Here is a 284-nt window from a genome sequence, read left to right as displayed (position 1 = left end):
TTGGTGGGTCGTGCAGGATTCGAACCTGCGACCAATTGATTAAAAGTCAACTGCTCTACCAACTGAGCTAACGACCCCTTGCGGGATTATGCTGCTTTAATCATTCAGGATGGTGGGTCGTGCAGGATGACTCGACTTCGTCTCGCCCTTCGGGCCGTTGCTGACGCAACGTTATCCTTCACATTCTCTACCAGTAACCACCTTTAAATTGGTGGGTCGTGCAGGATTCGAACCTGCGACCAATTGATTAAAAGTCAACTGCTCTACCAACTGAGCTAACGACC

1 tRNA gene and 1 other RNA gene are annotated in these 284 nt (G+C 49.6%); both read right to left on the bottom strand.

Features of this window, described 5'->3' with window-relative positions:
- Position 1: 1 nt before the first annotated feature.
- Positions 2 to 77, bottom strand: a tRNA-Lys gene (locus tag ATB02_RS25965).
- 33 nt (positions 78 to 110) lie between these two features.
- A non-coding RNA gene (locus tag ATB02_RS26395) (RtT sRNA) lies at positions 111 to 278 on the bottom strand.
- Between the last annotated feature and the right edge of the window lie 6 nt (positions 279 to 284).

Source organism: Escherichia sp. MOD1-EC5189 (assembly GCF_002966045.1).
GTDB classification, from domain to species: Bacteria; Pseudomonadota; Gammaproteobacteria; order Enterobacterales; family Enterobacteriaceae; genus Escherichia; species Escherichia coli_F.
Note: the sequence above shows the minus strand (reverse complement) of the source record. Positions and strands in the feature narration are given on the sequence as shown.